The following is a 21,558-nucleotide window of genomic DNA, read 5'->3' as shown; positions in this document are numbered from 1 at the left end:
AAGCCATAGGGTAATCCCGCATCTGCGATTTCGAAGACGCGGTCTATAGTTGCACCTGTGTTCCAGATATTAACAGACGTTTCATAGGTAAAACAAGCGAAACGTGATGGAGTCGACAGAAATGCAACCGCAATACAACCCCGACCTCGCTCCGTGGGAGCCCATTTCTCCGAACAACGTCGCTGGCAAGGGCCGTGTCGAACGCCCGGGTCACGTCGCCAATCTGGTGTGGCAAACACGCGCCGCCGAGCCGACGGCCTATGAGAACCAACTGGCCGATTCGCTGCAAGCGGCATTCCTCGGTGGTGCACAAACGCCGGCCGACATCGTGGCCGTGCTGAACGAGCGCGGCCCGCGCAATGCGGCCGGTGGGGAGACCTGGACGGAAGACAGCTTCCTGGCCGAGATGCGCCGCCTGGGTGCCTGAGCCGAGGCCGGTTCCAACACGATTCGACGCCGCTTTGCCCGCAGAGGCGCACGGCTCAAACCATCAGAAGAGGCAAGCAATGGAAGGCAACAAGGAAGCGCAGAAGGAAGCGCGCATCAACACCGGTCTGCGCAACTACTGGTATCCGGTGGCGGCGTCGTGGAATGTGAAAAACGCCCCGGTGGGCATCACGCGTTTGAGCCAGAACATCGTGTTGTGGCGTGACACCGCCGGCCAGGTGCATGCGCTGGAAGACCGCTGCCCGCATCGCGGTGCGCGCCTGTCGATGGGTTGGAACCTGGGCGACCATGTGGCTTGCTGGTACCACGGCGTTGAAGTGAACGGCCAGGGTACGGTAACCAGCGTACCGGCTGTCGACGCGTGCCCCATGGAAGGCAAGACCTGCGTGCGCAGCTACCCGGTGCAGGAGCGTGCCGGTGCCATCTTCCTGTGGTTTGGCGACAAGGCTCCGTCCGAGTTCGACGACGCGGTCGGCACGCTGCGCTTGCCCGAAGAGCTGACCAGCGACGAGCACAGTCACTTCCTCTGCTTTGCGCATTGGAACGTCAACTACCGCTACGCCATCGACAACGTCATGGACCCGATGCACGGCGCCTACCTGCACGCCGTGTCGCACTCGATGGCGAGCGGCGAGAAGAAGGCCGTGATGGAAGTGGTTGAAACCGACCACGGGATCATGTTCCAGAAGACCGGCCAGCGCGGCGTGAACTTCGATTGGACGGAGTTTGGCGAGACCGGCACGATGTGGCTGCGCCTGTCGATTCCGTATCAACCGAAGGTCGGCCCCGGCGGTCCGTTCACGATCATCGGCATCGTGACGCCAGTGGATGAGGAGCACTGCATCGTCTACTTCTGGCGCACGCGCCACGTGCAGGGTTGGCAGCGCGATGTGTGGCGCTTCCTGTATCGCAATCGCCTGGAAGGGCTGCACTGGGATGTGCTGGAACAGGACCGCGTGGTGCTCGAATCGATGGCCCCCGAGGCGCGCGATCACGAAACGCTGTATCAGCACGACATCGGCATCACGCGTATCCGCCGTGTGCTTGCACGCCGCGCCGCCGCTGAGTTGGCCGATGCGCCGGTTGCCATGATCAAGCCCGTTCCCACGGAAGCCCAACATGCCTGAGCGCAATTCAACCGCCGGGCTGCTGGCTGGCCGCAAGGTGCTCGTGACGGGCGCCGCGCGCGGTCTGGGGCTGGCCTTTGCCAAGTCGATTGCCGAAGCCGGTGGCGCGGTTGCGCTGGCCGACATTCTTGGCGAGCGAGTGCAGGAAGAGGCGGCGGCGCTGCGTGCGGCAGGTTTCGATGCGCATGGCTTCACGCTTGATCTTGGCGATCCGGCTTCGATTCAGGCGTGCGCTGCGGCAGCGGCGCAGGCATTGGGCGGGCTCGACGGTCTTGTCAACAACGCGGCCATTACCAACTCGGGCGGGCGCGACGCATCGTCGATCGACATCGAGACCTGGGACCGCGTGATGAACGTCAACGTGCGCGGCACATGGTTGATGACGACGGCTTGCCTGCCGGCACTCAAGGCATCGGGCCGCGGCGCCATCGTCAATTTGTCGTCAGACACCCCGCTGTGGGGCGCGCCGAACCTGTTGGCTTACGTGGCCAGCAAGAGCGCTGTCATCGGCATGACGAAGTCTCTGGCGCGCGAATGCGGCGCAGACGGCATCACCGTCAACGCCATCGCGCCGGGCCTGACGCTGGTGGAAGCCACCGAATACGTGCCGGCGCACCGCCATGCGCTGTACCGCGACCAGCGCGCCATTTCGCGCGATCAACTGCCGGACGACGTGTGCGGCGCCGTGCTGTTCGCGCTGTCCGACCTTTCCCGATTCGTGACGGGCCAGACGCTGGCCGTCAACGGCGGTTTTGTCATGCAGTAATGCATCCACACACCATTCAGAAGAGGTATTCAATGAGCGATCTCTCCGAACAACAGCAAGTGCAACGCACGTGGGACCGCCCGGAAGGCGCGTCGTTTGAAGACTGGATGAACAGCCGCGTGGCGCGTTTCTCCACCCGCCGCTACGACTGGGACGCCCTCAAGTTCCAGGCCGACTTCGACCCGAAATACCGCCGTGCGCAAATGCGCTACCTCGGCACGGGCGGCACGGGCGTGGCCGCAGACACCAACACGGTGCCGGCGGAGCACTTCACGTTTTCGACCATGGTCATTCCGGCGGGCCACGAAGGCCCGTCGCACCTGCATACCGATGTGGAAGAGGTGTTCTTCATCATTCGCGGCAAGCTGAAGCTGGTGCTGGAGAAAGACGGCGAGCGCTATGAAACCATCCTGACCGATCGCGACCTCGTCTCGGTGCCGCCCGGCGTGTACCGCGAAGAAATCAACATCGGCGATGAAGACGCGCTGATGTGCGTGATGCTCGGTGCCAAGAAGCCGATCACGCCGACGTACCCGCCCGAGCATCCGCTCGCCAAGATCAAGCGTTGATGCGATGAACGCGCAGGCTGTCATGTCCTCCCATCCGTTCCGCGTGGCCGACGCGCTTGCCGTGCTCGGCGCGGGGTTTGTCGAACGCACCGTCGCCATTAACGACCACGGCGATCGCATCGGCTATCGGCAATGGGGCGAGCGCGGACCGCTGGTGGTGCTATTGCACGGCATCAGCTCCAGCGCTGCGTCATGGCTGCCTTGCGCGCAGGTTCTTTCGCACAACATGCGCGTGCTGGCATGGGATGCGCCGGGCTACGGCAGCTCCACGCCGCTTGCAGACGTTGCACCGCGCGCTGCCGACTACGCTGGGCGATTGCAGGCGTGGCTTGCCGCGCTGGATGTGACGCCCGATGTGATCGTCGGTCATTCACTGGGCGCGCTGATGGCATCGGCGTATGTGGCCGCCGCACCAGCCGCGATGCAGCCGAAATGCCTGATGTTGCTGAACCCCGCGCAGGGCTATGGCCAGCCGGGGCAGGAAGATCAATCCCGCAGCGTGCAGGCCCAGCGTCTTGCAACGCTCGACCAGCTTGGCATCGACGGCATGGCGGAGTCGCGCCACGCGCATCTGCTGCGCCCGAATGCCACCGACGAAGAACGCGCCTGGGTGCGTTGGAACATGAAGCGCCTCAACGACGGTGGCTATCGCCAGGCCGTGGCGATGTTGAGCGGCGACGACATCGGCGCCTATCTGAGCAAACGCCCCGCATCCACACCCGCACAGATTGCTTGCGGCGACGTCGACGGCATTACACCGCCGGAAGGTTGCGAAGCGCTGGCCAAGATGTTCGATCTGCCGTTTGCGCTTGTGCCATCGGCGGGGCATGCCTCCTATATCGATGCGCCTGACGCTGTTGCAGGCTGGATCGAACACGCTGTTCTCTCCCAATCCCAAAACGCCTAAGCGCCAAGACGTATGAGCAACGACCTCATCCCAGAAGACGTGCAGGAAAAGTACATCGTGCCGGGGCTCGAACGCGGCCTGCGCCTGCTGTGCGAGTTCAGCCACAAAGACCGTGTCCTGTCTGCACCTGAACTGGCGCGCCGCCTGAAGGTGCCGCGCTCCACGGTGTTCCGCCTGCTGACCACACTCGAAGTGATGGGCTTCATCGAACGCGTTGACGGCGGCCGCGATTTTCGCCTCGGCATGGCGGTGCTGCGCCTGGGCTTTGAATATCTCGCGTCGCTGGAATTGACCGAGCTGGGCCGTCCGCTGCTCGATCGCCTGCGCGACGACATTCATTACCCATGCAACCTCGTCGTGCGCGATGGCCGCTCGATCGTCTACGTGGCGAAATCCGTCGCGCCCACGCCGTTCACCAGTTCGGTGAATGTCGGCACGCGCCTGCCGGCACACGCCACGGTGCTGGGCCGTGTGCTGCTGGCAGACCTGTCGCTGGCGGAATTGCGCCAGCTCTATCCGGAGCCGCAGCTGGAGGTGTTCTCCGCCAACACGCCGCGCACGGTGGAAGAACTGTTCGTGATGGTCCAGCGCGACCGCGAACACGGCTACGTGCTGCAGGAAGGCTTCTTCGAAGCCAACATCTCGACGATTGCTGCGCCAGTGCTCGACCGCGCCGGCAAGGTGGTGGCCGCGCTCGGTACGACGATTCCGTCGCCGCGCATCGAGGCAGCTCAGCTCGATCTGATGATCGACAAGGTGCGCGCTGCTGCCGGCGAGCTGTCTTACTTGCTGGACTACCGCCCCGCCAGCGGCAAGGTCGTCAACCTGTTCCGCGAATGACCATGCCGATGATCGACCTGACTGGCAAGACCGCCGTCGTGACGGGCGGCTCCTCCGGCATCGGCCTGGCCACCGTTGAACTGCTGCTGGAGGCTGGCGCCGCCGTGGCGCTGTGCGGCCGCAATGCCGAACGCCTCGCCCAAGCCGAACAAGGTCTGCGTAGCCGTTTCCCCAACGCCCGGCTCTCTGCTGCAACGTGCGACGTGCTCGACGCCGCGCAGATGGCAGCGTTTGCCGACGCCGTGGAGCAAGCCGTGGGCCCCGTCGACATGCTGGTCAACAACGCGGGCCAAGGCCGTGTCTCGACGTTTGCCGATACCGACGATGCCGCGTGGACGCAGGAGCTGCATCTCAAGTTCTTCTCCGTGATCCATCCCACGCGCGCTTTCATGCCGCAACTCGAGCGCTCGGCGCACGGCGCGATCGTCTGCGTGAATTCGCTGCTCGCGCAGCAGCCCGAGCCGCACATGGTGGCCACCTCTGCCGCGCGTGCGGGTGTGCTCAATCTCGTGCGTTCGATGGCGACCGAATTTGCACCGAAGGGCGTGCGCGTCAACGGCATCCTGATCGGCCTGGTGGAGTCCGGTCAATGGCGCCGCCGCTTCGAGGCACGACCTGAAGAAGACCGCCATCTCGACTGGGCCGCTTGGACGCGCCGCCTGGCCGCGCAGAAACATATTCCCCTTGGGCGCCTGGGCCTGCCCGAAGAAGCAGCCCGCGCCATTCTGTTCCTTGCCTCGCCGTTGTCTTCGTACACCACGGGCAGCCACATCGATATTTCCGGAGGACACTCCCGTCATGCTTAACAGACAACAACAGGAACAACAGCTGGTCACGGTGGGCCACGCAATTGCAGCCTTCCTGGAGGCCTGCGAGGTCAAGGCCGCTTTCGGTGTCATCTCGATCCACAACATGCCCATCCTCGATGCGATGGGCGAGCGCGGCAAGATTCGCTTCGTCATGGCGCGCGGTGAAGCCGGCGGCGCGAACATGGCCGACGCTTATGCCCGGACCACAGGCGGCCTCGGTGTCTGTCTGACCAGCACCGGCACCGCTGCCGGGAATGCGGCGGGCGCCATGGTTGAAGCCCTCACCGCCGGTACGCCGCTGCTGCACATCACGGGCCAGATCGAAACGCCGTATCTGGACCAGAGCCTTGCGTACATCCACGAAGCGCCGGACCAGCTCACGATGCTCAAGGCCGTCTCCAAGGCTGCCTTCCGCGTGCGCAGTGCGGACACGGCGATCAGCACGATGAAGCTGGCCGTGCAGACCGCGCTGACCGCTCCGGCCGGCCCGGTGAGCGTGGAGATTCCCATCGACATCCAGGCCGCGCTGATCCCCATGCCGGATGACCTGCGCCCGCTGCTGGTGCCGCAGCATGTGCCGTCTGCCCACGCGCTGGACGAACTGGCTGAGCGCCTGTCGCACGCGCGCCGTCCGATGCTGTGGCTGGGCGGTGGTGCCCGCCACGCCGCGAAGCAGGTCAAGCGCCTGATGGACCTTGGCTTTGGCGTGGTCACCAGCACGCAGGGCCGCGGCATCGTGCCGGAAGATGACCCGCGCTCGCTGGGCGCATTCAACCTGCACAAGCCGGTCGAAGCGTTCTACCAGACGTGCGACGCGATGGTCGTGGTCGGCTCGCGCCTGCGCGGCAATGAAACGCTCAAGTACGAACTGAAGCTGCCGCGCCCGCTGTACCGCATCGATGCGGATGCATCGGCAGAAGGCCGTTGCTACGCCAGCGACTACTTCGTGTGCGGCGATTCGGCGCTTGCGCTGGATGGTCTGGCCGACCGGCTGGAAAAGAAGATGCAGATCGACGCGACATTCGCGGCAGACCTGCGGGCGGCACACGAGGCGGCCGTAGGCGGGCTGATCGACGGCCTCGGTCCGTACGCCAAGCTGGTGGAGGCACTGCAAGCCGCCGTGGGGCGCGAGTTCAACTGGGTGCGCGACGTGACCGTGTCGAACAGCACCTGGGGCAATCGTCAGCTCCGCATCTTTGACTCGCGCGCCGGCGTACATGCGCTGGGCGGCGGCATCGGCCAAGGCTTGGCAATGGGCATTGGCGCGGCCATCGGCGCGGCGGCCACGGGTTCCGGCAAAACGACGTTCTGCCTGGCCGGCGATGGCGGCTTCATCCTGAATCTCGGTGAATTGGCAACTGCGGTGCAGGAGCGCGCCAATCTCGTCATCGTGCTGATGAACGACAAGGGCTACGGCGTCATCAAGAACATTCAGGACGCGCAGTACGGCGGCCGCCGCCATTACGTGGATCTGCACACGCCGGACTACGCGGCGCTCGCCCAGTCGCTGCAGCTGCGTCATCGCCGCGTGTCGGATCTGGCCGACGTGGGCAGCGCATTGAAGGAAGCCGCCAGCGGCGAGGGCCCGTTCCTGATGGAAATCGACATGCTCTCCATCGGCAGCTTCAAGACGATCTTCGCAGGCCCGCCGGTCAACCAGCAGGCCAAGGACGGCCGGGGCGAGCGCGCTGCTGCATGCGCCACGGACGGCACGACGGTGGTGGCGTGAACCTGCAACCGAGCCAATTGAAGGAGCCGGACATGCTGCATGTATCGATGGTCGGGTGCGGAGCGATCGGGCAGGGCGTACTGGAACTGCTCAAGAGCGATCCGGATGTGTGCTTTGACGCCGTGATCGTGCCCGAGCACGCGATGGACAAGGCGCGCGAGGCCATCGCCCCGTTCGCACCGAATGCGCGTGTCACGACGCATCTGTCGGCCGACGCGCATCCTGATCTGCTGGTCGAATGCGCTGGCCATGATGCGCTTGAAGAGCATGTGTTGCCGGCGTTGGAGCAGGGCATCGACTGCCTGGTCGTATCGGTGGGTGCGTTGTCTGAACCCGGCGTGGCTGAACGGCTGGAAGCTGCGGCCCGCCGTGGCAACGCGCGGGTGCAGCTGTTGTCGGGCGCCATCGGCGCCATCGACGCACTGGCTGCTGCGCGCGTCGGCGGGTTGGACGCCGTGGTTTACACCGGCCGCAAGCCGCCGCGCGCCTGGAAGGACACGCCGGCCGAGCAGCAGTTCGACCTCGATGCGCTGCGCGAGCCGACCGTGATCTTCGAAGGCAACGCCCGTGAAGCCGCGCGTCTGTTCCCGAAAAACGCCAACGTGGCGGCCACGCTGTCATTGGCGGGCCTCGGTCTTGAGCACACGCACGTCAAGCTGCTGGCCGATCCAACGGTGGATGAGAACATCCATCACGTCGAAGCGCGGGGTGCCTTTGGCGGCTTCGAGCTGACGATGCGCGGCAAGCCGCTGGCGGCCAATCCCAAGACTTCTGCGCTGACGGTGTTCAGCGTGGTGCGTGCGCTGGGCAACCGCGCGCACGCCGTTTCGATTTAAGCGAGGCCATTGCGCCATGACTGTTTCCAACCCGAACGCAACCGCAACGTCCGTGTTGCCCATCTGCATCGCCGGCGAATGGCGCCTCGGCACGGGTGAGCGCTATGTCACGCGCTACCCCGCCACCGGGGAAGTCGTTGCAGAACTCAATGCCGCCAGCGTCGCTGATGTGGAAGAAGCCGTGGCGGGCGCCTACCGCGCCTTCCTGTCCAGCGGTTGGGCGCAGCGCAAGCCGCACGAGCGCGCGGCCGTTCTGTACCGCGTAGCTGAGCTGATCCGCTCGCGCAGTGAAGCACTGGCGCAGCGCCAGCGGCTGGATAACGGCAAGCCGATCAACGAGACGCGCGCGCTGGTGGCGAGCGCTGCTGCCACGTTCCAGTTCTTCGGCGCCGCATGCGAGACGCTGGAAGAGTCGCTCACGCCCATGCGTGGCGATTGCCTGACGATGAGCGTGCATGAACCCATGGGCGTGGTGGCCGCCATCACGCCGTGGAATTCGCCGATTGCCAGCGAAGCGCAAAAGATGGCGCCCGCGCTGGCCGCGGGCAACGCCGTCGTCGTCAAGCCTGCGGAAGTCACGCCGCTGATGGCACTGGAACTTGCCGCCATCTGTGAAGAGGCGGGCGTGCCGAAGGGCATGATCAGCGTGCTGCCGGGCAAGGGCTCCGTGATTGGCGATGCGATCACCAAGCATCCGCTGGTGCGTCGCGTGTCGTTCACGGGAGGCACGAACACGGGCCGCCATATCGCGCACATTGCGGCCGACAAGATGATGCCGGTGTCGCTCGAACTCGGCGGTAAATCGCCGACGATGGTGTTTGAAGATGCCGACCTCGACCACGCCGTGAATGGCGTGCTGTACGGCATCTTCAGTTCATCGGGCGAATCGTGCATCGCAGGTTCGCGCCTGTTTGTGGCGCGCTCGCTCTACGAGCCGTTCATGGATCGTCTGGCCGCTGCCGCGGCACGCCTGCGTGTCGGCAATCCGGCCGATGAATCGACGCAGATGGGCCCGCTGATCACCGATCGTCACCGCGAGACCGTCGAGTCGTACGTTGCGATGGGCGTGGGAGAGGGCGGCCACCTGCGCACGGGCGGCTTGCGCCCAGCAATCGCGGGCTGTGAGTCGGGTTACTTCTACACGCCGACCATCATCGAAGGGCTCACCAACAGCGCGCGCATTTGCCAGGAAGAAATCTTCGGCCCGGTGCTCGTCGCCATGCCGTTCGACGATGAAGACGAATTGATCGAACAAGCCAACGACAGCGTCTACGCATTGGCCGCCGGCATCTGGACGCGCGACTACAAGCGCGCATGGCGCATCGGCCGCGCGGTGCAGGCCGGCAACGTGTGGATCAACACATACAAGCAGTTCTCGATCTCGACGCCTTTTGGCGGCTGGCGCGACAGCGGCCTCGGCCGCGAGAAGGGCCGCCTCGGCATCCTGCAATACATGGAGCAGAAGAGCCTCTACTGGGGCTTGAATGAACAGCCGCTGGCCTGGGCCAACGCCAACTGAAGCTGAAACAAAACACCCAGACCACAGGAGATCAAGATGAACACGATTCGAGGCATCGACGAAATCGTCTACGGTGCCGACGACCTCGCCGCCTGCAAGCAGTTCTTCCTGGATTGGGGCCTCGCCTTGCAATCGGAAGACGCCAGCGGCCTGCTCTTCGAAACACTCAACGGCTGCCGCGTACGCGTCAAACGCAGCGACGATGCCACGCTGCCGGCCGCCATGGAAGCCGGCCCGACGCTGCGCGAGGTGATCTGGGGCACCGATTCGCAGGCTGTGCTCGATCGCCTGGTCGACAAACTGGCTGACCAGCCCGGTTATGTGCACGCCGACGGCCGCGTCGGCTGTGCCGACCCGAACGGCCTGGCAGTGCGCGTGCAACTGACCACCAAGCGCGATGTCGACGTGCAATGCGCTGCCATGAACACGTGGACAGACAAACCGCGCCGCAACCAACCGAGCCCCATCTACGAACGTGCCACGCCCATCGAAGTCGGCCACGTGGTCTTCTTCGTCAAGGACGTGGCGGCCACGGAGCGCTTTTATATCGACAAGCTCGGCTTTGTACCGTCCGACCACTACCCGGGCCGCGGAGCGTTCCTGCGCTGCGAGCCGGAAGGTGGCCATCACGACCTGTTCCTGCTGCAGACGCCGCAGGCCAAGAGCGGCCTTAACCACGTCGCCTTCACCGTGCGCGACATCCACGAAGTGTTCGGCGGTGGCATGCATGTGTCGCGCTGCGGCTGGGAAACGCAACTAGGCCCGGGTCGTCACCCGATTTCGTCGGCGTACTTCTGGTACTTCAAGAACCCGGCTGGCGGCCTGATCGAGTACTACGCCGATGAAGACCAGCTCGACGCCGACTGGCAGCCACGCGATTTCGAGCCCGGCCCGACCGTGTTTGCCGAGTGGGCCATCGATGGCGGCATTGACGGCAACACCCGCCGTCAGAGAAACGTCGTCAGCCCGGAAGGCAAGTTCCTGACGGAAAAGCGCTGAAACGTTGCAGAGAGACGTGCTATGAATCCCCCCCTCAACCTGCGCGTGCACGCCATGCGCTACGAAGCCCAAGGCATCGTGAGCGTGGAGCTGCGCGATGTCGACGGCAAAACGCTGCCCGAGTACGCACCCGGCGCGCATATCGAACTGCATCTCGGCAACGGGCTGGTGCGCAGCTATTCGCTGTGCGGTGCACCGGAGGTGCGTGACCGTTATGTGGTCGGCGTGCTGCTCGACCGCAACAGCCGCGGCGGCTCGCGCTATGTGCACGAGCAGTTGCGCGTGGGTTCGACGCTGAAGATCGGCGGCCCGCGCAATCACTTCGAGATGGACGAAACCGCGCCGTACACCGTGCTGGTTGCAGGCGGCATCGGCGTGACGCCCATCGTCTGCATGGCGCGTCGTCTGGCCGAGCAAGGCAAGGCGTTCTCGATGCTGTACTGCGCCCGCTCGCGCGCCGACGCTGCGTTTGCCGATGAGCTTGCCGGGCATGGCGATGCAGTGCGCTTCCACTTGGACGCGGAAGCCGGCGGCCCGCCCGATCTGAAAGCGCTGCTTGCAGGGCATTCGACCGATACGCATTTCTATTGCTGTGGCCCTGGCCCGATGCTGCGCGCTTTTGAGGCCGCATGTGAAGCGCTCGGCTACACCAACGTCCATATCGAGCGCTTTGCCGCGGACCCGGGTGTGGAGTCGGTGCAGGACGGTGAGTACCAGGTCAAGCTCGCGCGCAACGGCGCTGAACTGTGCGTGCCGGCTGGCAAGTCGCTGCTCGACGCGCTGCTGGAGATTGGCGTCGAGGTGGAACACAGCTGCAAGGAAGGCGTATGCGGTTCGTGCGAAACGCGCGTGCTGGAAGGGGAACCCGACCACCGTGACAGCGTGCTCTCCAAGAGCGAGCGCGCATCCAACCAAACCATGATGGTTTGCGTGTCCGGATGCAAAGGCAAGCGCCTGGTGATTGATCTGTAAGCGCAGGATGGTTTAGGCGTTGGCCTGACCAGCCGCGCCCTCTTTTTTTACGCCGTGTTTTTCTTTTAAACGCCGTTTCACATACGGAACAACGCAAGTACCACAACCAGCTCGTCCACCAAGACGGCGATAACAACTGGCGGGGCGGACACCTTGTCCAGTGGAGGAAACAGCAAATGAAGACAACCTTGTTCGCCATTGCGGCGATGAGCCTGGCGGGCACGGCAGCGGCCCAGAGCAACGTGACGCTGTACGGCAGCATTGATGAAGGCGTGGCCTACATCAACAGCCTCAAGAGCGGCGCGTCGAGCGGCTCGGCTTTGCGCATGGACCCCGGTACGATGCAGCCGGACCGCTTCGGCCTGCGCGGCTCGGAAGATCTCGGCGGCGGTACGCAGGCCATTTTCCAATTGGAGTCGGGATTTCTGGGCGACACCGGTAGCAGCGTGGTCGCCGGCAAGCTGTTCAACCGCACGGCGTGGGTGGGCCTGACGAACGATCGCCTGGGTAATATCCAGCTTGGCCACCAGGCGGACTTCATGTTCGACTACCTCGGCCGCTTGAGCAACGGGTTCCAACTCACCAACTTCTACCTGTTCCACCCCGGTAACTTCGACAACCTGGCCAACCAGTTCCAGATCGACAACGCTGTGCGTTACGTCTCGCCCATCTTCGGCGGGCTGCAGCTGGGCGGCATGTACGGCTTTGGCGAGGTACCCGGTTCGCCGTCGAAGAGCCGCAGTTACAGCCTCGGGGCGTACTACACCAATGGCGGTTTCCGCGCAGCCGCGGCCTATACCGCATCCAATGATCGCGCGCTGGATGTTGCTGGGCGCCTGGGCATCACCAACACACTGGGCACGACACTGGTGCCCGGCGTGATGACGCCGATGAGTTCGGTCAAGTCGTTCGGTGCTGGCACGCTGTATCAGTTCAGCGGCCTGCCGCTCCAGATCAACGCGGTCTATACGCAGACGCGCATCACGCTCGGTGGCGCCAACGCCCGGGCGCAAAACGTCGACCTCGGTACCGCGTGGCATTACAGCGCCGCCAACACGCTCAACGTGGGCTATACCTTCAGCAAGTACGAGGGCGCCCGTTGGAACCAGTTCAGCCTGGGCAACGTGTATGCGTTTTCCAAGCGCACGCAGGTGTATGTGCAAGGCACGTATCAGCGTGCGTCCGGCGATGCGCAGTCTGCTGCCATCAACGGCGTGGGTGTAGCGGCGCAGCGCAACCAGCTCGTTGTCAGCACCGGGGTGCATCACTCGTTCTGACGTCCTGACCCAACGCGCGCCGCTGGGCAGCGACCCAGTGGCGCATCAACTTCCTCCGGAAGGAGCTTCACATGAAGCCAGGTGTTTTGATTGATAGCGGAATTGACCACGATGCGTCGCCGGGCACGATGAGCCTCGGCAAGATCGTTGCCCGCATCGAGCGGCTCAAGAGCAACGGCATGCATGTGCGTGCGCGTTTGCTGATCGGGCTGGCGACGTTCTTCGATGGCTTTGACGTCATCGTCATCGCGGCTACGCTGCCGCTGCTGATTGCGCAGTGGCATCTGACCCCGGCGCAGATTGCTTTTGTGATTGGCGCCCCCGGCATCGGTCAGTTGATCGGCGCATTGGTGTTTCCCATGCTTGCAGAGCGCTTCGGCCGCGTGCGCATGATCGGCTACAGCGCGGGCATCATCGGTTTGATGAGCCTGCTGTGCGGCGTGGCGCCCAGTTTTGCCGTGTTTGCAGCGCTGCGTATCGTGCAGGGCATCGGCTTGGGTGGCGAGCTGCCCGTAGCGGCCACATACATCAACGAAGTCACGCGTGCCCATGGCCGCGGGCGCTTCGTGCTGCTCTACGAGGTGGTGTTCCCGATTGGTTTGCTGGTGTCTAACGCGCTTGGGGCCTGGCTTGTACCGCATTTCGGCTGGGAGGTGATGTACTTTCTCGGCGGCATTCCGCTGGTTCTGTTCTTCACGCTGCCCAAGGCCGTGCCGGAATCTCCGCGCTGGCTGGCCACCCATGGGCGCATGGCCGAGGCCGATGCCGCGCAGGCACGCTTTGAAGCCAAGGCGAAGGGGCCGCTGCCTCCACTGGGCGATACCTCGGCCTTCGAGCAGATGTCGCACCGCCACCCGAAGCGCGGCATGCGCGATCTGTTCGGCCCCGTGTGCGTCAAGCGCACGGTGGTCGTGGCCATGCTGTGGGCGACGTGCGGTTTCATCCAGTACGGTCTGTCGACCTGGCTGCCGACGGTCTACAAGACGATCTATCACGCACCGCTCCAACTGGCGCTGAACCTGGCGGCGCTGGCTTCGGTGCTGGGTGTGGTCGGCTCGTTGGTCTGCGCGATGATCGTCGACAAGGTGGGCCGCAAGCCCGTGATGGTGGTGTCGTTTGTGCTGTGCGGTTTGGCGCTGGGGCTGGCTGGGCTGCTGCACGAGCAGTCGCTCTATGTGGTGGCGGGGTTGTGCTCGTTGGCGCTGGGGTTGATGGCGTGCGGCTTCATCACTGCCTATGTCTATACGCCGGAGCTGTACCCGACCAATATCCGTGCGATCGGCTGCGGCATGGGCGGCGCATGGTTGAAGATTGCGGCCATCTTTTCGCCAATGCTGATCGGTTCGACCATCGGCTCGGGCAACGTCAGCAATGCGTTTCTGCTCCTGGCCTTGGTGCCCATCCTGGCGGCAATCACCATCCACTTCCTCGGCATCGAAACCAAGGGGAAAGTGCTGGAGCAACTTGAGCTGTAAGCCGGAGGCGGTTGAAGGTCGTATACGGCGAGGGGCGGCTCTTGTGCGGCCCCCTCCCGTTTTGCTTCAGGCAATGGTGTGATCTGCCATCAATTCCAGCGCGCGCACCATGGCGGAGTGGTCCCACGCCTTGCCGCCATTGGCCGCACATACGTTGAAAAGCTGCTGCGCGGCGGCAGTGTTGGGCAAGGCGATGCCGAGCTTGCGGGCGCCTTCCAACGCGAGGTTCAGATCTTTCTGATGCAGCTCGATGCGGAAGCCGGGATCAAACGTCCGCTTGATCATCCGTTCACCGTGCACTTCGAGAATGCGCGAGGAGGCAAAGCCGCCCATCAACGCTTGGCGCACACGTGCCGGATCGGCCCCGGCCTTCGATGCGAACAGCAGCGCCTCGCCCACGGCTTCGATGGTCAATGCCACGATGATCTGGTTGGCCACCTTGCAGGTCTGTCCGGCGCCGGATTCGCCCACGTGCGTGATGTTCTTGCCCATCAGGGTGAACAGCGGTTTGGCGCGCTCGAACGCCGCTTCCTTGCCGCCGACCATGATCGTGAGGGTGGCATCGCGCGCGCCGACTTCACCGCCTGAAACGGGCGCATCGAGGTAATCCGCCCCCAGCGCTTCGACGCGCTTGGCAAAGTCCTGCGTTTCAATCGGCGAGATCGAGCTCATGTCGATGAAGAGCTTGCCTGCCGCCAGGCCCTGAGCGACTCCGTCTTCCCCAAACAGTACTTCGGCCACCTCTGGCGTATCCGGCACCATGGCGATAACGATGTCGGCTGCCTGCGCAACCGCCGCCGAATTCGCGGCAACGGTGGCTTGCGAACGCAGATCTTCCGGCACGGAATGTTTGCCGTTGACGATCAGGGTGTGGTCGCCCTTGAGCAGGTTGCGAGCCATGTGGGCGCCCATGATGCCCAGGCCGATGAATCCGATGGTTGCCATGATGTTCTTCCGAAAGGGTCTAGGTGGATGTGGATGAGGAGGGTGGGTCACGCCGCGGCGCTTGTCACAAGCGTAGATCAGATGCAGCAATGAAGACCAGCCGGAGCCCGATGCTGTGCGTTCCAAGATGCATGCGAGCCGCGCTCGGCGGGCGTTTGCGACGCGCGATGCTATACGGAGATGAGGTCCCGAAATAGGGACCAAGAAGCGTCATTGCTCTTGCAATGGTTTTGGGGCCCCCTCTCATAGACTGGAAACGTGCCGATAAGAAGCGATCGGACCGACGAGATGGGAGGAAATATGTCCACCGCAGCAGCCAACTGGATCGTCGTCCTGACATGCGCGTACATGGAGTACAGCACGTGGCGCGGCATGAGCGTCTACCGCCGCACGGTCGGCTATGAAAGCGTGGTGTGGTGCTGACTAACGCACTGCGGGGCGGGGCAGCAACCTCCGGATGAGATCGCCATGTGCCGAATACTTTGCCAGCAGCGCGCTATCGTCGGCGAGTTCGAACTCGCTGAACTCGAACCCCGGCGCAACGGTGCAGCCAGCAAGCGCATACCCATGTTCACCCGGCACGCGCTCGGCTGCAAACCAGCGGCCAGCCGGGACCACCGCCTGGTACACCGCCATCGCATCCTCGGCCGCGTGGCCCAGGCGATGCGTGCTCATCGTACCGTCAGCCTCCAACACATGCACATTGAGTGAGTCCCCCGCATGGAAGTGCCACAACTCGTCCGACTGGATCCGATGCCAGGCGGAATATGCATCATCCGCCAACAGGTAATAGATGGCGGTGGCAGCCGCACATTCGACGGGCGGGATGCCTCGTTGGATGCGCTCCTCACTGCGATAGGTTTCGCGATAGAAGCCGCCTTCCGGGTGCGGTTCGAGCCCGAGGCGGGCGATGAGGATCTGGGCGGCGAGGGCGAGCGGCATGATGGGAAACTTTCGACTCAGTTCTGCTGACGCCGGAACGGAAAGCGCTGCTGGTTGACGAAACCGTCGGGCATGTAGTCGCCTACCACGCCGTACTTCTCGGGGAAGGCCTTTTTCGATTTCACCGCAGTACCGAACAGATAGTCGATGAAGGCGAAATGGGCGGCGTAGTTCTTGTCGATCGCTTCGTCTTCCGATGAATGGTGCCAGTGGTGAAAATCCGGCGTCACAAAGATGTACTTCAATGGCCCCCACGGCAAATGCACGTTGGCGTGATTGAACACCGCCTGGAAGCCCACGATGATGATGTAGACATCGACAACGGCCTTGTCGAATCCCAGCACGAACAGCGGGCCCAGCACGGCTACCCGCGTGACAATCAGTTCAAGAATGTGCTGACGCGAACCGGCCAGCCAGTCCATCGTCTTCACGCTGTGATGAACGGCGTGGAAGCGCCAGAGGAAAGGCACCTCGTGATACGCGCGGTGCGTGACGTACTCCATCAGGTCGGCCACCAACATGCACAGCAGCAACTGCGGAATGGACCAGATGTGCTGCACCATCTGCTGGAAATCCGCATGCACCATCCATCCGAACACCCGGTGAATCAGGAAATTCACCACCAGCAGCACCAGCCCCACGATGAAGTGGTTCACCGCGAAGTGCACCATGTCGGTCTGCCATTCGGCGCGGAACACCGGCTGCTTCTTGTAGAGCGGGAACAGCTTCTCAAGCAGCACGAAAATCGCTGTCGAACCGAGCAGGTCGAGAATGAACCAATCCATGCCGATGTACGGTGTGTGATCCGGAAAATCGCCCACCGGCACGCGCGAGCCGCCCAGCGCAACGGCAACCACCACAAACAGGAATGCCAGGCCATTCAGGCGACGGCGGTTATCCAGCACGATATTCGCCAGCGATAATCCGCCTGAAATCAACAGCGAGACAAACAGAATCTGCCGAATGACATCCACGGAATATGCGCGCCGCAATTCGGGCGTCGTCAGATACTGCGGGAAGTGAAACGCCAGCACGCCCAGCAAGCACAGAAAGCCCAGCACCAGCGCCAGGATGGTTCCGATCATGCCCCGGCCAAACTTCAGGCCGCCGTTGGCATGGAGCAGCGCATTGGCATCGCGGATCGTCGCGTCGGCCACGCGAACGATGGCAGGGTGGTGTTCCTCTTCGGGCAATGGCGCCAAAGGCTTTTGGGACGCATCCATGGATCTGACTCGCAGTATTGTTTTGTTTTATTAACAATGCGATTGCCAATCGAATATTGGCCCTCATTCGCACTGCTGCGCGATTATACGGACCAGTTTTGCGTATTCAACGGCGCTATTCTTCTGCGTACAAATGATTTGCGATTGCTGCACTTTTTTCCCGTGTGCGTCAATGTCGGGAAATCGCGTCTGCAGCGTTGGCGGCGCACCGCAGGGCGTTGCCTTTCCGTGCAAGGCCATGCATTGTGAGGCCCGTGCCTGACGGGCGCACGACGGTACAAGACCAGATAAAAAGGGGAGCAACCATGTCAGAGGAATTTCACGTGCACGGCGCGCACGATCATGCGCTTGAGCACGCAGCAGAAAGCGGCCACGCCGACAGCTTTGCCGGGCGGATTGCCGTCATGACGGCGATTCTCTCGACGGCCGGCGCTATCTTCGGTTACCAGGGCGGTGCCACGCAAAACGCCGCGCTACTGGCCAAGAATGAAGCCGCCATCCACAAGACCGAGGCCGCAAACCGCTGGGCCTACTACCAGGCCAAAGGTCAGAAGCAGGCGATTGCCGAGCTGACCGCCCAACTGCCCGGCACCGATCAGGCCGCCGCCAGGCGCGAAGCCCAGCGTTACGCCGCCGAAAAGGAAGACATCCGTCGCCAGGCCGAAGACCAGGAGCGCTTGGCCAAAGAGGCCGACGACGCCAGCGAGCTCGCCGTGCACCATCATCATCGGTGGGCGCAAGCGGTGGTCGCCATTCAGGTGTCGATCGCGCTGGCGGCTATCACGTTGCTTTCCCGCCGGCGCTGGATGCAGGTGCTTTCGTATGGCGTGGCCGCTGTCGGTGGTGTCGTGGCTGTTCTGGCGCTGCTTCACATCTGACAGCCTCGGGCGCGCTCTTCGTCCGATAAGTTGCGTGCCGACATGCCGGATAGCCAGAACGGCGCTCGTGCAGGAGGCACCGTCCGCCAGGAATCCGGAATGAACGCCATGACACTTCGAATGGGGATGCGGCGCACATGGATGATGGCCGGCTTGTTGGCTAGCACGTGCGTCATGGCGGCCGGCCCTGCCGTCGAGCCGGGCGAGTATGTCTACATTCTGGGTGGCAGCGCAAGCGGCACGATAAGGGTCAAGGGCGGTAGCTTCAACATCACGACGATTGGCAGCAACTGCCACACGTGCGCGATCGAAGACACGTTCCGGGGGGGGGCGCGTTGGCGTCGACAAGGATGAGGGCGAGTGCCACATCGCCGTGTCAGGTAATAAGGATGGGCTCAAGCTGGATTCATCTGCGACCGCCGAAGCCTGCCGAGAATTCTGTGGCATGCGCGCTCTGTTTGATGGCGACTACCGCCGCGCACCCGCCGCCTGCACTGACCGCCAGCGGCAAGCCCGCATCGGCCACGCCCACAAGCAATATGCCGCCAAGGATTACGACGCAGCACGTACAACGCTGCGTTCGCTGCTCGCCGATTGCGATCCCTTCATGGACTGGATCGAGCGCGACAAGGCTCGCAGCGACTTGGCCGTGACTGAATACCATCGTGACGACACCGCCCAGTTCCTCACTGTGCTGTCCGAGACGACTGCGATCACAGCGCAGAAGGACGCATCGCTGATCCTTCCGCCGTGCGACGCCGACAATGACGCGTCCACCAGCAAGGCCATCCTCTACAACCAGAAGCTGTGCCAGTCGCCGGGCAAACATTGATGCCAACTGCATCTCTATGAGTAACGAAGCGGCGGGCGATGGCCAGGCCCAATCCGTGTCGCAGGTTGGTCGGGCGCGGCGTTCGGTGGCCTCTCAACCTGCCATAACGCAAGCGGCCCACGGCGAAGCGAGCAGGCGATCAACAAGATTTTTGCAAGTGACTCACAAAAGTGCTTGCCAGCCGCGCTTCCGCACATTAGTATTCGCCCCTCGCTGCAAAACACAGCGCCGAAACGCAGGTGACGGTGGTGGTGTTGAGTGGTGGAGAAGCAGGTGTAGAGCGGGTTTGCGGTCGATTGGGTGGTTGACGGTTGGCTGGGGATTCGGTGGTGGTTGGCGGCGCGTTGGTGGATAAAAATTCTTCGACGAGTTGTTGACAGCGACAAAAAAGCTCTGCATAATCTCGTTTCTCTGCTGCAGACAATGCAGCGACGCGGTGAACAAAGTTAATCGCGAAGTTCTTTAACAAGCAAACAGCCGATAAGTGTGGGCGCTTAATACTGGGTGCGGCGGATTTCGATCCGCTAGCTAACAAGTAATGAAGTGCTCGCACAGAAGTAAGGTTTGAACGAAAGTTCAAGTCAGATTCTGAGAGTGAGCGACCGCTCGTAAAGAGCGAAAACAGCAGATTGAACTGAAGAGTTTGATCCTGGCTCAGATTGAACGCTGGCGGCATGCCTTACACATGCAAGTCGAACGGCAGCATGATCTAGCTTGCTAGATTGATGGCGAGTGGCGAACGGGTGAGTAATACATCGGAACGTGCCCTGTAGTGGGGGATAACTAGTCGAAAGATTAGCTAATACCGCATACGACCTGAGGGTGAAAGTGGGGGACCGCAAGGCCTCATGCTATAGGAGCGGCCGATGTCTGATTAGCTAGTTGGTGAGGTAAAGGCTCACCAAGGCGACGATCAGTAGCTGGTCTGAGAGGACGATCAGCCACACTGGGACTGAGACACGGCCCAGACTCCTACGGGAGGCAGCAGTGGGGAATTTTGGACAATGGGCGAAAGCCTGATCCAGCAATGCCGCGTGTGTGAAGAAGGCCTTCGGGTTGTAAAGCACTTTTGTCCGGAAAGAAATGGCTCTGGTTAATACCTGGGGTCGATGACGGTACCGGAAGAATAAGGACCGGCTAACTACGTGCCAGCAGCCGCGGTAATACGTAGGGTCCAAGCGTTAATCGGAATTACTGGGCGTAAAGCGTGCGCAGGCGGTTGTGCAAGACCGATGTGAAATCCCCGAGCTTAACTTGGGAATTGCATTGGTGACTGCACGGCTAGAGTGTGTCAGAGGGGGGTAGAATTCCACGTGTAGCAGTGAAATGCGTAGAGATGTGGAGGAATACCGATGGCGAAGGCAGCCCCCTGGGATAACACTGACGCTCATGCACGAAAGCGTGGGGAGCAAACAGGATTAGATACCCTGGTAGTCCACGCCCTAAACGATGTCAACTAGTTGTTGGGGATTCATTTCCTTAGTAACGTAGCTAACGCGTGAAGTTGACCGCCTGGGGAGTACGGTCGCAAGATTAAAACTCAAAGGAATTGACGGGGACCCGCACAAGCGGTGGATGATGTGGATTAATTCGATGCAACGCGAAAAACCTTACCTACCCTTGACATGCCACTAACGAAGCAGAGATGCATTAGGTGCTCGAAAGAGAAAGTGGACACAGGTGCTGCATGGCTGTCGTCAGCTCGTGTCGTGAGATGTTGGGTTAAGTCCCGCAACGAGCGCAACCCTTGTCTCTAGTTGCTACGAAAGGGCACTCTAGAGAGACTGCCGGTGACAAACCGGAGGAAGGTGGGGATGACGTCAAGTCCTCATGGCCCTTATGGGTAGGGCTTCACACGTCATACAATGGTGCATACAGAGGGTTGCCAAGCCGCGAGGTGGAGCTAATCCCAGAAAATGCATCGTAGTCCGGATCGTAGTCTGCAACTCGACTACGTGAAGCTGGAATCGCTAGTAATCGCGGATCAGCATGCCGCGGTGAATACGTTCCCGGGTCTTGTACACACCGCCCGTCACACCATGGGAGTGGGCTTTACCAGAAGTAGTTAGCCTAACCGCAAGGAGGGCGATTACCACGGTAGGGTTCATGACTGGGGTGAAGTCGTAACAAGGTAGCCGTATCGGAAGGTGCGGCTGGATCACCTCCTTTAAGAGCGTGCATCCGACGTTAGGCGTCCACACTTATCGGTTTGTTTGATGTTACAGCCAAGGGTCTGTAGCTCAGGTGGTTAGAGCACCGTCTTGATAAGGCGGGGGTCGTAGGTTCAAGTCCTACCAGACCCACCAAGTTACGGACGGTGGAAGATGTTCTCTGCCGTGACTGGGGGATTAGCTCAGCTGGGAGAGCACCTGCTTTGCAAGCAGGGGGTCGTCGGTTCGATCCCGTCATCCTCCACCATTACCTTTTGGTTACCAAACGCAAGCATCGACGCGGTGTCGATGGTGT

At 62.3% G+C, this 21,558-nt stretch carries 19 protein-coding genes, 2 tRNA genes, 1 rRNA gene and 1 pseudogene; 20 read left to right on the top strand and 3 right to left on the bottom strand.

Annotation, left to right across the window (positions count from 1 at the left end; translation table 11 throughout):
- Positions 1-121: 121 nt before the first annotated feature.
- From RP6297_RS22225 to RP6297_RS22160, 14 genes are all read left to right on the top strand, one after another.
- Positions 122-427, top strand: a complete 306-nt coding sequence (locus RP6297_RS22225) for a recombinase-like helix-turn-helix domain-containing protein (RefSeq protein WP_009239760.1) — start codon at positions 122-124, stop codon at positions 425-427.
- 79 nt (positions 428-506) lie between these two features.
- The gene (locus RP6297_RS22220) at positions 507-1,574 is read left to right on the top strand and encodes an aromatic ring-hydroxylating oxygenase subunit alpha (RefSeq protein WP_009239759.1); all 1,068 of its coding nucleotides are present in this window, start codon (positions 507-509) and stop codon (positions 1,572-1,574) included.
- Positions 1,567-2,340 carry an SDR family oxidoreductase gene (locus tag RP6297_RS22215; RefSeq protein WP_009239758.1) on the top strand — a complete coding sequence of 258 codons (774 nt, stop codon included), beginning with the start codon at positions 1,567-1,569 and terminating at the stop codon, positions 2,338-2,340. The genes RP6297_RS22220 and RP6297_RS22215 overlap by 8 nt, the downstream gene beginning before the upstream one ends.
- 32 nt (positions 2,341-2,372) lie before the next feature.
- Positions 2,373-2,909 carry a cupin domain-containing protein gene (locus RP6297_RS22210; RefSeq protein ID WP_004634817.1) on the top strand — a complete coding sequence of 179 codons (537 nt, stop codon included), beginning with the start codon at positions 2,373-2,375 and terminating at the stop codon, positions 2,907-2,909.
- A gap of 4 nt (positions 2,910-2,913) precedes the next feature.
- Positions 2,914-3,816, top strand: a complete 903-nt coding sequence (locus RP6297_RS22205) for an alpha/beta fold hydrolase (RefSeq protein ID WP_009239757.1) — start codon at positions 2,914-2,916, stop codon at positions 3,814-3,816.
- Between the two features lie 12 nt (positions 3,817-3,828).
- The gene (locus RP6297_RS22200; RefSeq protein WP_009239756.1) at positions 3,829-4,656 is read left to right on the top strand and encodes an IclR family transcriptional regulator; all 828 of its coding nucleotides are present in this window, start codon (positions 3,829-3,831) and stop codon (positions 4,654-4,656) included.
- 2 nt (positions 4,657-4,658) lie between these two features.
- Positions 4,659-5,462: an SDR family oxidoreductase gene (locus RP6297_RS22195; protein WP_037028679.1), complete on the top strand. Its 804-nt coding sequence runs from the start codon at positions 4,659-4,661 to the stop codon at positions 5,460-5,462.
- Positions 5,455-7,194 (top strand): thiamine pyrophosphate-binding protein, encoded by a 1,740-nt coding sequence (locus RP6297_RS22190; protein ID WP_009239754.1) that lies wholly within the window; start codon positions 5,455-5,457, stop codon positions 7,192-7,194. Before RP6297_RS22195 ends, RP6297_RS22190 begins: the two co-directional genes overlap by 8 nt.
- Positions 7,195-7,226: 32 nt before the next feature.
- Positions 7,227-8,030: an aspartate dehydrogenase gene (locus tag RP6297_RS22185; protein ID WP_009239753.1), complete on the top strand. Its 804-nt coding sequence runs from the start codon at positions 7,227-7,229 to the stop codon at positions 8,028-8,030.
- A 16-nt stretch (positions 8,031-8,046) separates the two neighbouring features.
- Positions 8,047-9,549: an aldehyde dehydrogenase gene (locus tag RP6297_RS22180; protein ID WP_009239752.1), complete on the top strand. Its 1,503-nt coding sequence runs from the start codon at positions 8,047-8,049 to the stop codon at positions 9,547-9,549.
- Positions 9,550-9,585: 36 nt separating this feature from the next.
- Positions 9,586-10,548, top strand: a complete 963-nt coding sequence (locus RP6297_RS22175; protein WP_009239751.1) for a VOC family protein — start codon at positions 9,586-9,588, stop codon at positions 10,546-10,548.
- A gap of 21 nt (positions 10,549-10,569) precedes the next feature.
- Positions 10,570-11,520 (top strand): PDR/VanB family oxidoreductase, encoded by a 951-nt coding sequence (locus tag RP6297_RS22170; RefSeq protein WP_009239750.1) that lies wholly within the window; start codon positions 10,570-10,572, stop codon positions 11,518-11,520.
- 176 nt (positions 11,521-11,696) lie between these two features.
- Positions 11,697-12,797 (top strand): porin, encoded by a 1,101-nt coding sequence (locus RP6297_RS22165; protein ID WP_009239749.1) that lies wholly within the window; start codon positions 11,697-11,699, stop codon positions 12,795-12,797.
- 71 nt (positions 12,798-12,868) lie between these two features.
- Positions 12,869-14,272 carry an MFS transporter gene (locus RP6297_RS22160; protein WP_009239748.1) on the top strand — a complete coding sequence of 468 codons (1,404 nt, stop codon included), beginning with the start codon at positions 12,869-12,871 and terminating at the stop codon, positions 14,270-14,272.
- A gap of 66 nt (positions 14,273-14,338) precedes the next feature.
- On the opposite strand, the gene RP6297_RS22155 is transcribed toward RP6297_RS22160, so the two are convergent.
- Positions 14,339-15,217, bottom strand: coding sequence for a 2-hydroxy-3-oxopropionate reductase (locus tag RP6297_RS22155; protein WP_009239747.1), 879 nt, complete (start codon positions 15,215-15,217; stop codon positions 14,339-14,341).
- 300 nt (positions 15,218-15,517) lie between these two features.
- On the opposite strand from RP6297_RS22155, the gene RP6297_RS22740 reads away from it, so the two are divergent.
- A complete protein-coding gene (locus tag RP6297_RS22740) occupies positions 15,518-15,640 on the top strand; it encodes a hypothetical protein (protein ID WP_009239746.1) in 123 nt (40 codons plus the stop codon).
- Here RP6297_RS22740 and RP6297_RS22150 read toward each other — a convergent pair whose 3' ends face one another.
- Positions 15,641-16,159 (bottom strand): cupin domain-containing protein, encoded by a 519-nt coding sequence (locus tag RP6297_RS22150; protein ID WP_009239745.1) that lies wholly within the window; start codon positions 16,157-16,159, stop codon positions 15,641-15,643.
- Between the two features lie 17 nt (positions 16,160-16,176).
- Positions 16,177-17,382 carry a sterol desaturase family protein gene (locus RP6297_RS22145; RefSeq protein WP_009239744.1) on the bottom strand — a complete coding sequence of 402 codons (1,206 nt, stop codon included), beginning with the start codon at positions 17,380-17,382 and terminating at the stop codon, positions 16,177-16,179.
- A gap of 305 nt (positions 17,383-17,687) precedes the next feature.
- On the opposite strand from RP6297_RS22145, the gene RP6297_RS22140 reads away from it, so the two are divergent.
- The 5 genes and pseudogenes from RP6297_RS22140 (at position 17,688) to RP6297_RS22120 (ending at position 21,510) form a co-directional block, all read left to right on the top strand.
- Complete coding sequence (locus RP6297_RS22140) at positions 17,688-18,260, top strand: DUF4337 domain-containing protein (protein WP_009239743.1); 573 nt, start codon at positions 17,688-17,690, stop codon at positions 18,258-18,260.
- Between the two features lie 126 nt (positions 18,261-18,386).
- Positions 18,387-19,092, top strand: a pseudogene (locus RP6297_RS22135) (hypothetical protein).
- Positions 19,093-19,723: 631 nt separating this feature from the next.
- Positions 19,724-21,261 (top strand): 16S ribosomal RNA (locus tag RP6297_RS22130).
- 60 nt (positions 21,262-21,321) lie between these two features.
- Positions 21,322-21,398, top strand: a tRNA-Ile gene (locus RP6297_RS22125).
- A gap of 36 nt (positions 21,399-21,434) precedes the next feature.
- A tRNA-Ala gene (locus RP6297_RS22120) sits at positions 21,435-21,510 on the top strand.
- The last annotated feature ends 48 nt before the right edge of the window (positions 21,511-21,558 follow it).

This window comes from Ralstonia pickettii (assembly GCF_016466415.2).
Classification (GTDB): Bacteria; Pseudomonadota; Gammaproteobacteria; order Burkholderiales; family Burkholderiaceae; genus Ralstonia; species Ralstonia pickettii.
This window is presented reverse-complemented; position numbering and strand designations above follow the sequence as displayed.

Coding starts and splice junctions, on each gene's coding strand:
- RP6297_RS22160 (WP_009239748.1), top strand. CDS start 12,869: ATGAAGCCAGGTGTTTTGATTGATAGCGGAATTGACCACGATGCGTCG.
- RP6297_RS22225 (WP_009239760.1), top strand. CDS start 122: ATGCAACCGCAATACAACCCCGACCTCGCTCCGTGGGAGCCCATTTCT.
- RP6297_RS22170 (WP_009239750.1), top strand. CDS start 10,570: ATGAATCCCCCCCTCAACCTGCGCGTGCACGCCATGCGCTACGAAGCC.
- RP6297_RS22185 (WP_009239753.1), top strand. CDS start 7,227: ATGCTGCATGTATCGATGGTCGGGTGCGGAGCGATCGGGCAGGGCGTA.
- RP6297_RS22190 (WP_009239754.1), top strand. CDS start 5,455: ATGCTTAACAGACAACAACAGGAACAACAGCTGGTCACGGTGGGCCAC.
- RP6297_RS22180 (WP_009239752.1), top strand. CDS start 8,047: ATGACTGTTTCCAACCCGAACGCAACCGCAACGTCCGTGTTGCCCATC.
- RP6297_RS22200 (WP_009239756.1), top strand. CDS start 3,829: ATGAGCAACGACCTCATCCCAGAAGACGTGCAGGAAAAGTACATCGTG.
- RP6297_RS22205 (WP_009239757.1), top strand. CDS start 2,914: ATGAACGCGCAGGCTGTCATGTCCTCCCATCCGTTCCGCGTGGCCGAC.
- RP6297_RS22140 (WP_009239743.1), top strand. CDS start 17,688: ATGTCAGAGGAATTTCACGTGCACGGCGCGCACGATCATGCGCTTGAG.
- RP6297_RS22220 (WP_009239759.1), top strand. CDS start 507: ATGGAAGGCAACAAGGAAGCGCAGAAGGAAGCGCGCATCAACACCGGT.
- RP6297_RS22175 (WP_009239751.1), top strand. CDS start 9,586: ATGAACACGATTCGAGGCATCGACGAAATCGTCTACGGTGCCGACGAC.
- RP6297_RS22740 (WP_009239746.1), top strand. CDS start 15,518: ATGTCCACCGCAGCAGCCAACTGGATCGTCGTCCTGACATGCGCGTAC.
- RP6297_RS22150 (WP_009239745.1), bottom strand. CDS start 16,159: ATGCCGCTCGCCCTCGCCGCCCAGATCCTCATCGCCCGCCTCGGGCTC.
- RP6297_RS22165 (WP_009239749.1), top strand. CDS start 11,697: ATGAAGACAACCTTGTTCGCCATTGCGGCGATGAGCCTGGCGGGCACG.
- RP6297_RS22195 (WP_037028679.1), top strand. CDS start 4,659: ATGCCGATGATCGACCTGACTGGCAAGACCGCCGTCGTGACGGGCGGC.
- RP6297_RS22155 (WP_009239747.1), bottom strand. CDS start 15,217: ATGGCAACCATCGGATTCATCGGCCTGGGCATCATGGGCGCCCACATG.
- RP6297_RS22215 (WP_009239758.1), top strand. CDS start 1,567: ATGCCTGAGCGCAATTCAACCGCCGGGCTGCTGGCTGGCCGCAAGGTG.
- RP6297_RS22145 (WP_009239744.1), bottom strand. CDS start 17,382: ATGGATGCGTCCCAAAAGCCTTTGGCGCCATTGCCCGAAGAGGAACAC.
- RP6297_RS22210 (WP_004634817.1), top strand. CDS start 2,373: ATGAGCGATCTCTCCGAACAACAGCAAGTGCAACGCACGTGGGACCGC.